A 7,406-nucleotide genomic window follows, 5' to 3' on the forward strand; every position below is an offset into this window, starting at 1 on the left:
GGCGGCCACTCGCTGCCCGGCGTCGGCGACCTCCTCGCGCGCGGTCAGGACCTCCTGCCGCGCGTTCTGCTCAATGCTGCGCAGCGCCTCCAGGACGCCGTTCAGGTTCGAGGCCAGCTCGCTCATCGCGGGGACCGACTCCTCCGCGACCGCCACCACCAGCGCCAACGGATCGGCGATGGCGGACGCCAGGCGCGCGTCCCGCTCGGCGGCGGCCTGCTCCTTGCAGGTGGCGGGCGGCGGGCAGTAGAGCCGCCGCCGGCCGCCCTTGCCCTTGCCGTCGCTGCGGCGGGCGGGGGCGGGCAGGGCGCGTCGGCACACCTTGCACCGGCCGTGGGGGGCTTCCTCGTCCTCAGCACCCGCCCCGACCTGCCGGTCCACCACGTCACCCCGCGCCTCAGCCATGCGGGAACCCTAACAGCGGCAGTTCCGCCGATCGCGAAGCGCATTGCACGCCCGGCGAAACCCGATGGGCCCCGGCTCCGGAAGCCGGGGACCTAACGGTCGCACTCCCCGCGGTTGTCTCGATGGACGTGCGGCGTTCCCGTAGGCTCGGGGCCCGCCGTGCGGCTCGGCCCGGACGGCACGCCGACGCAGTGACAACCAGGAGTTGTGGGTGGAACTCGACCTCGGTGCCGTCCGCACCTTCCTCGCCGTCGTCGACGACGGCCATTTCACCGTCGCGGCCGACCGGCTCGGCATGAGCCAGCAGGCGGTGTCCAAGCGGATCGCGAGGCTGGAGGCCGACCTCGGCGTCTCCCTGCTCAGCCGCTCCCGCACCGGGGCCAGGCCGACCGAGGACGGGGCGGCCTTCCTCCCGCAGGCCCGGGCGCTGATCGGTCTCGCCGACCAGGCCACCGCCATGTTCCGCACCCGCCGCCGCGCCCTGCGCATCGACGTGCTGGCCCACGCCGCTGCGCCGGTCGAACTGGTCCGCGCCTTCTACGAGGAGGGGGACGTCGACGTGGACCTGATCGTCTCCCGCAGCGCCCTGCCGCGCTGGACGGCGCTCACCGAGGGCTCGATCGACGCGGCGTTCGGCCGCGTCGCCGGGCCCCTCCCCGCCGGGATCCGGCGCATCCCCATCTGCCTGGAGCCGCTTCCCATCCTGGTCGGCCACCGGCACGAGCTGGCCGGGCGGCGCAGCGTGCCGATGGACGAGCTCCGGGGACTGACGGCGTGGATGCCCGGCAACGTCCGCGACAGCGAGTGGGCCGAGTTCTACGACTTCCTCAGCGCGGAGTTCGGCGTCCGGATCGACACCTCCGGCCCGGTCTTCGGCAAGGACCACATGATGGAGCGGATCGCCGCCTCACCCGACCTCATCACGTTCGGCAACAAGACGCAGTTCCCCGGCCACCCGGACGTCATCCAGATCTCCCTCACCGATCCCGCGCCCGTCTACCCGTGGTCGCTCCTCTGGCACGAGGCGAACCGGCACCCGTCGCTGCCTCCGCTCATCGCCCACATGAAGACCCACGCCCGCCCCTTCACCACTGCGGAGCAGTGGGTCCCGGCCCCCGACCGACCGTTCTTCCCGACTCTCTGAGAGGCCGCGGGACGGCGACGGCGCAGGCGGGCGCCGTGGCGAAGCGGGGTCGCCGAGCACGCCCGCGCTTGACCTTGACACAGTGACAAGGTCTTCACTGGGCCGAGGAGGTGGTCCCGATGACCAGCACGAACGAGGACACGAACGCGACGCGGGCTCTCAGGGCACTGGAGCACGACAGTTCGTCCGTGCGGCTGCGGGCGGCGCTGGCGGTCGGCACGGCACCCGACCCGGGGTTCGTCGGCACGCTCATCGAACGATGCGCGGTCGAGCCCGAGTTCTTCGTGCGCGACATGCTCACCTGGGCCCTCACGCGCCACCCGTCGGCGGCGACGCTCCCCGGGCTGCTCGGCGAGCTGGGTTCGGAGCGCGCGCAGGCGCGCAGCCAGGCGCTGCACACCCTTTCCAAGATCGGGGATCGGCGGGCCTGGCCGGCGATCACCCGGGAGCTCCTGACCGACGCGGACGACGAGGTGGCGCGAAGCGCGTGGCGAGCCGCGGTCATCCTCGTCCCCGCGGGCGAGGAGGCCGGGCTGGCCACGGTGCTGGCGACACAGCTCGGACGGGGCGGACGCGACACGCAACTCAGCCTCAGCCGCGCGCTGATCGCGCTCGGTGAGGTCGTCCTGCCCGTCCTGCGTGACGCCGCGACGGCTCCCGACCCCGGCGTGCGCCGGCACGCGATCGCCACGGAACGGCTGTTCCACGACCCGGAGGCAGGGTTCGAGTTCGCGATCGAAGAGGCGAAGCGTCTCGTGGCCCTCGGCGAGAGCGGCCACGAGGCCGACCGGTGAGGAGCCATGAGGCGGGTCGGTGAGGGGCGACGATGCTGATCGGTGAGGTGGCGCGCCGGTCCGGCGTCAGCGCCCGCATGCTCAGGCACTACGAGTCGCTCGGCCTGCTGCGGCCGACGGGACGCAGCGGCGGCGGCTACCGGGAGTACTCCGCCGAGGACATCAGGCGCATCTTCCACATCGAGAGCCTGCGTTCGCTGGGGCTCTCCCTGCGCGAGGTCGGCAGCGCGCTGGACGATCCGGATTTCGAGCCGTCCGAGCTCGTCGACGACCTCATCCGCCAGACGAGGGAGCGCATCGCGACCGAGACCGAGCTGCTCACGCGCCTCCGCCGCATCGGCGCCGCGGAACCCGCCGGCTGGGGAGAGGTGCTCCAGGTCGTGGCACTCCTCCAAGCCCTGGGGTCGGAAAGCGCCGGGAAGCGCCAGCGCGCCGCCCTGTCCACGGCGCAAGAGACGCCGGTGCCGGTGGAAGCCCTGGTCGAGGCGGTCCTGAACGAGACGGACCCGAACGTCGCCGGGGCCCTTCGCTGGGCCCTGGCGCGATCGGGCGACGACGGCCTTCCGCTGCTCGCGGAGGGCCTCACCTCCCCGGTGGCCGAGGTGCGCGAACGCGCCGTCCAGACCATCGCCAAGCTGCCGGACGGCGCGGCGACCGCGCTGCTGGGCGACGCCCTCGGCAACCCTGACATCAGGGTGCGCAGGGCCGCGGCCCTGGCACTCGGGACCCGGGGCGTCTCCGCGGCGGTCCCGACGCTCCTCGACATGATCGTAGAGGAGGCGAACGACGTCGACGCGGCCGACGCTCTGAGCGAGCTGGCGAGCGATCCCGCGTTGGCGGACCGGATCGCCGCCGGCCTCGCCGACCGTCTCGCGGCAGGCGCCGTCGATCCGTCCGCCCGCAGGCGGCTGGCCCAGGCGCTCGCGGAGATCCCGGGGGAGACAGCGACACGCGCCCTCGCGGACCTCTCCCAGGACGAAGACCCCGGCGTCGCGCTGACCGCCGCCTACATCCTCAAACTGCGCAGCACCCGGTAGCGGTCCGCTCGCACCACAACCGTCTCAGGCGCTCGGTTGCTTGGCGACGTTGCTGGTCAGAGCGCCGAGAAGGGCGGGGAGCTCGCTGACGGTCCCGGCCGGCAGGCCGGCGACGGTCTCCTCGGCCAACGCGCACCACAACTCCTTGACCTGCTCGGCCAGGGCTCTGCCGCTGTCGGTGAGCTCGACGACGCTGGCGCGCTTGTCAGCGGGGGACGGGGCGCGGCGGACGTGGCCGGCGGCTTCGAGCTTGCGGGTCATGAGCGTGACGCTGGGCGGCTCGACGCCGAGGGCGTCGCTGAGCTTGGCCTGGATCATCGGACCGGTCCGGACGAGTTCGAGCAGCAGCGCCTCCTGGCCGGGGTGCAGGCCGAGCGGGGCGAGCAGGGCCGCGGTCCTGGCGCGGTGGCGCAGGCTCAACCGGCGGATGGCCTGGTTGATGGTGTCGGCCTGGTCGAAGTCCACGGGCGTCTCCTTGACAACTTGGTTAGGCGCATAACTATTATCCACATAACGTTATGCGCCTAACCAATTCTAGCGAGACATCGAGGAGCCCGACGTGAACGTCAAGGTCGCCGTCATCTACTACAGCGCCACCGGAGCGGTGCACGCCCTCGCCGAGGCCGTCGCCGAGGGCGCCGCCTCGACCGGGGCCGACGTCCGGCTGCGGCGGGTCGCCGAACTGGCCCCCGGCAGCGCCATTGACCAGAACCCGCGGTGGCGGGAGCACGCCGACGCCACCGCCGGGATGGAGGAGGCCACGGTCGCCGACCTGGCCTGGGCGGACGCGCTGGCGTTCGGGACGCCGACGCGCTTCGGCACGCCCGCCGCGCAGCTCAAGCAGTTCATCGACCAGGCCGCGCGCCTCTGGCAGGAAGGCGGGCTGGCCGACAAGCCGGTGACGGCGTTCACCTCCGCCCACAACCGGCACGGCGGCAGCGAGGCGACGCTCCTGTCGCTGGCCAACGTGTTCTACCACTGGGGCGCGCTGATCGTCCCGCCCGGCTTCACCGACCCGGCCGTGTACGCGGCGGGCGGCAACCCCTACGGCGCGTCCGCGGTGACCGGCCCGTCCGGAGCGGACCTCCGGGACGAGGTGCTGGACGCGGCCCGCTACCAGGGGCGGCGGCTCGCGCGGACCGCGTCCCGGCTTCTGCCGGGCACCCAGCCGACCGCCGAGCCGACCGCCGCCGAAGCCGAGAACGGGAGGACTGCGCAGGTCGCGTGAGCCGCACCGCCGATCCGTCGTCCCGGCGGGCGACCTGCGCGGTCGGTCGCCCGCCTTCTCAACAGAACGTCTCTGACATGGAGCCCCCCATGGCATCCCCACTCTCCGCCCGTACCGCCGCCCCCGATCACCCCGTTCACCACGAGGCCGCGAAGGCACGGGACAGGCCCGCCTGGCTGGTCCTGGCACTTGCCTGCGCGAGCCAGTTCATGGTCATCCTGGACTCGTCCATCGTGAACGTCGCCCTGCCGTCGGTCGACCGGGACCTCCACTTCTCCGGCACCGGCCTCGCCTGGGTCGTGAACGGCTACCTGCTCACCTTCGCCGGGTTCATGCTGCTGGGCGGACGCGCCGCCGACCTGTTCGGCCCCCGCCGGACGCTCGCCGCCGGCCTGACCCTGTTCTCCGGCGCGAGCCTGGCCGCCGGCCTCGCGACCACCGCCGAAGCGCTGGTCGCGGCCCGCGTCGCGCAGGGCGTCGGAGCCGCGCTCATGGCCCCGGCGACGCTGGTCGTCATCAACACCTCCTTCACCGAAGCCCGCGCGAGGGCCCGGGCGTTCGGCGCGTGGTCCGCCTCCGGCGGGGTCGGCGGCATGGCCGGCGCGGTCGCGGGCGGCGCGCTCACCACCGGGCTGTCCTGGCGATGGGTCTTCCTGATCAACGTGCCGATCGGGGCGGTGCTCATCACGGGGGCCCTGACCTCCCTCGCCCGCACCCGGACCGACCGGACGCAGTCGCTCGACCTGGTCGGCGCGGGGACGGCGACGGGCGGGCTGGCCGCGCTGGTCTACGGGGTCATGCGGACCGCCGACCACGCCTGGACGTCCGGGCAGGTCGCCGTGCCGGTCGCGGCCGGAGTCCTGCTGCTCGCCGTGTTCATCGCTGTGGAGGCGCGGTTCGCCGCTCAGCCGATCATGCCGCTGCGGCTGTTCAGGTCCCGGGGCGTGGCCGCCGGTGGCGGTGCGCTCCTGCTGTTCGGCGGCGTCGCCATCGCGATGTGGTACTTCTCGGCGCTCTTCCTCCAGGACGTCCTCGGCTACAGCGCGCTCAAGGCCGGGCTCGGGCAGACGCCCGCGGCGGTGATGTTCATGGTGACGGCGCGCTGGGCCGGTCCGCTGCTGCCGCGCGTGGGCGTGCGCGCCCTGCTGGCGGCGGGGAGCGGCGCGTTCCTGGCCGGGTTCGGCTGGCTGGCCCAGGCGGACGCGGGCGCCGGTTACGCCACCGACGTGCTCGGCCCGACGCTGCTCGTCGCGGTCGGCATCGGCCTGACCTTCCCCACTCTCATGGCGGCCACGACCGCCGGTGTCCCGGAGGGCGACGCCGGGGTGGTCGGCGGCCTCGCCGCCACCTCCCAGCAGATGGGCGGGGCGGTCGGGCTGGCGGTCCTCGCGACCGTGGCGGGCGCCAAAGCCACCTCGGGAGCCTCTCCGGCCGTCCTCGCCGCCGGTTACGACCGCGTGTTCCTCCTCGCGGCGGGCCTCGGCGTGGCGGTCGCGGCGGTAGGCGCTCTGATCCCCGGCCGCCGCAACTGAACACTTCGACGCTCGACGCGGCGACGAACCTCGCCCGCCGTTCTGTGCCCGGTCACAGGGCGGCGGCGAGTTCGTCCAGGGTCGCGGTGAGGACGTCCACGCCTTTCAGGAACTCCTCCACGGTGATGTGCTCGCCGTCCGAGTGGTCGAGGGACCCGTCGCCGGGGCCGTACGCGGCCATCGGGATGTTCCCCCAGTGCGGTGCCACGGTGTTCATGTCGGAGGTGCCCGTCTTCAAGGTGGGACGGGGGTCGCCGCCATGCCGCCGGATCGCCGCCGACACCGCCCGCACGACCGGGTCGGCACGGCCGCGCCGCACCGCCGGGACGTGCCGGACCACGGTCACCTCCCCGCCGTTCGCGCGCTCGTGCAGCCGCTCGGCGAAGGCGGTCGCGTCGTATCCGACGGGGACGCGGCAGTCGATGTCGAGCCACGCCCGGGTCGGGTCTCCGCCCATGCCGCGCAGGGTCGCGGCGGGCAGGCCGAACGCGGCGTGGTCGCGCTCGGGGCCGAGCGCGTCCAGCAGGTCGTGCCAGAACGCCACCGCGGACTCGGTGGCCTTGGTCGCGGGGTTGGTGGAGTGCGTCGCGGGACGCTCCACCCGGTAGCCGACGTCGATCTTGCCCTTGTAGCCCAGCACGACCCGGGACCAGCCGCTCGGCTCGCCGACCAGCAGCGCGTCGGGCGCCGGGCAGGTGCGCGCCAGGTGCTCCCCGCCGCGCGACAGCCGCTCCTCCTCGACCGCGCCGACCACGCGGACCGTCCCCGGGAAGGACGGCCTGGCCGCGGCGGCGCAGATCATCGCGGCGAGCGGGCCCTTGGCGTCCACGGCGCCGCGACCGGTCAGCCGGTCGCCGTCCCGCCGCGCGGGCAGCGGACGGTCGACGGTGTCCAGGTGGCTCAGGAGCATCACCACCGGCCCGCCGCCCGCGCCGATGTCGCCGATCACGTTGCCGGCCTCGTCGCGGCGCGCGGCCAGGCCGAGGTCGTTCATGGCCTTCTCCAGGAAGCGCGCCAGCTCGTCCTCCCGTCCGGACGGCGAGGGGATGGCGAGCATGGCGTGCAGCAGGTCGACCGGGGTGCTCATGAGATCTCCAGGATGGTGCCGGCGCCGCCGAGGGCGGCGGTGACCGGGCGGGGGACCCGTCCGTCGGAGACCGACACCCGGGGGACGCCGGCCAGCAGCGCCTCGCGGGCGGCGATCAGCTTGCGGTGCATGCCGCCGCTCGCGGCGTGCGGCACCGGCCCCTCGCGGGGCAGGGCGCA

At 74.0% G+C, this 7,406-nt stretch carries 9 protein-coding genes; 5 read left to right on the forward strand and 4 right to left on the reverse strand.

What is annotated here, in order from left to right; translation table 11 throughout:
• Positions 1-405, reverse strand: a 405-nt coding sequence (locus tag AB0J52_RS20395; RefSeq protein WP_500183175.1) for a hypothetical protein, incomplete at its 3' end; no start/stop codon positions are given.
• Positions 406-616: 211 nt separating this feature from the next.
• On the opposite strand from AB0J52_RS20395, the gene AB0J52_RS20400 reads away from it, so the two are divergent.
• The 3 genes from AB0J52_RS20400 (at position 617) to AB0J52_RS20410 (ending at position 3,380) form a co-directional block, all read left to right on the forward strand.
• Positions 617-1,549 carry a LysR family transcriptional regulator gene (locus tag AB0J52_RS20400; RefSeq protein WP_500183176.1) on the forward strand — a complete coding sequence of 311 codons (933 nt, stop codon included), beginning with the start codon at positions 617-619 and terminating at the stop codon, positions 1,547-1,549.
• A gap of 119 nt (positions 1,550-1,668) precedes the next feature.
• On the forward strand, positions 1,669-2,343 hold the full coding sequence (locus tag AB0J52_RS20405; protein WP_500183177.1) for a HEAT repeat domain-containing protein: 675 nt from the start codon (positions 1,669-1,671) through the stop codon (positions 2,341-2,343).
• 32 nt (positions 2,344-2,375) lie between these two features.
• Positions 2,376-3,380 (forward strand): HEAT repeat domain-containing protein, encoded by a 1,005-nt coding sequence (locus AB0J52_RS20410; RefSeq protein ID WP_500183178.1) that lies wholly within the window; start codon positions 2,376-2,378, stop codon positions 3,378-3,380.
• A gap of 24 nt (positions 3,381-3,404) precedes the next feature.
• Here the strand turns inward: AB0J52_RS20410 and AB0J52_RS20415 are convergent, their stop codons facing one another.
• Entirely contained in the window at positions 3,405-3,845 is a 441-nt protein-coding gene (locus AB0J52_RS20415; RefSeq protein ID WP_500183179.1) for a MarR family winged helix-turn-helix transcriptional regulator, read from the reverse strand.
• Positions 3,846-3,939: 94 nt separating this feature from the next.
• On the opposite strand from AB0J52_RS20415, the gene wrbA reads away from it, so the two are divergent.
• Positions 3,940-4,608: an NAD(P)H:quinone oxidoreductase gene (wrbA, locus tag AB0J52_RS20420; protein WP_500183180.1), complete on the forward strand. Its 669-nt coding sequence runs from the start codon at positions 3,940-3,942 to the stop codon at positions 4,606-4,608.
• An 89-nt stretch (positions 4,609-4,697) separates the two neighbouring features.
• Positions 4,698-6,140, forward strand: coding sequence for an MFS transporter (locus AB0J52_RS20425; protein ID WP_500183181.1), 1,443 nt, complete (start codon positions 4,698-4,700; stop codon positions 6,138-6,140).
• Positions 6,141-6,192: 52 nt separating this feature from the next.
• Here the strand turns inward: AB0J52_RS20425 and AB0J52_RS20430 are convergent, their stop codons facing one another.
• Together AB0J52_RS20430 and AB0J52_RS20435 are read right to left on the reverse strand one after the other, a co-directional pair.
• Entirely contained in the window at positions 6,193-7,227 is a 1,035-nt protein-coding gene (locus AB0J52_RS20430) for a M20/M25/M40 family metallo-hydrolase (RefSeq protein ID WP_500183182.1), read from the reverse strand.
• A partial coding sequence (locus AB0J52_RS20435; RefSeq protein ID WP_500183183.1) for a hypothetical protein occupies positions 7,224-7,406 on the reverse strand: 183 nt, incomplete at its 5' end. The genes AB0J52_RS20435 and AB0J52_RS20430, both read right to left, overlap by 4 nt.

Origin of the sequence: Spirillospora sp. NPDC049652 (assembly GCF_040675125.1) — a bacterium.
In the GTDB taxonomy this organism is placed as follows: Bacteria; Actinomycetota; Actinomycetes; order Streptosporangiales; family Streptosporangiaceae; genus Spirillospora.

Coding starts and splice junctions, on each gene's coding strand:
- AB0J52_RS20405 (WP_500183177.1), top strand. CDS start 1,669: ATGACCAGCACGAACGAGGACACGAACGCGACGCGGGCTCTCAGGGCA.
- AB0J52_RS20410 (WP_500183178.1), top strand. CDS start 2,376: ATGCTGATCGGTGAGGTGGCGCGCCGGTCCGGCGTCAGCGCCCGCATG.
- AB0J52_RS20425 (WP_500183181.1), top strand. CDS start 4,698: ATGGCATCCCCACTCTCCGCCCGTACCGCCGCCCCCGATCACCCCGTT.
- AB0J52_RS20430 (WP_500183182.1), bottom strand. CDS start 7,227: ATGAGCACCCCGGTCGACCTGCTGCACGCCATGCTCGCCATCCCCTCG.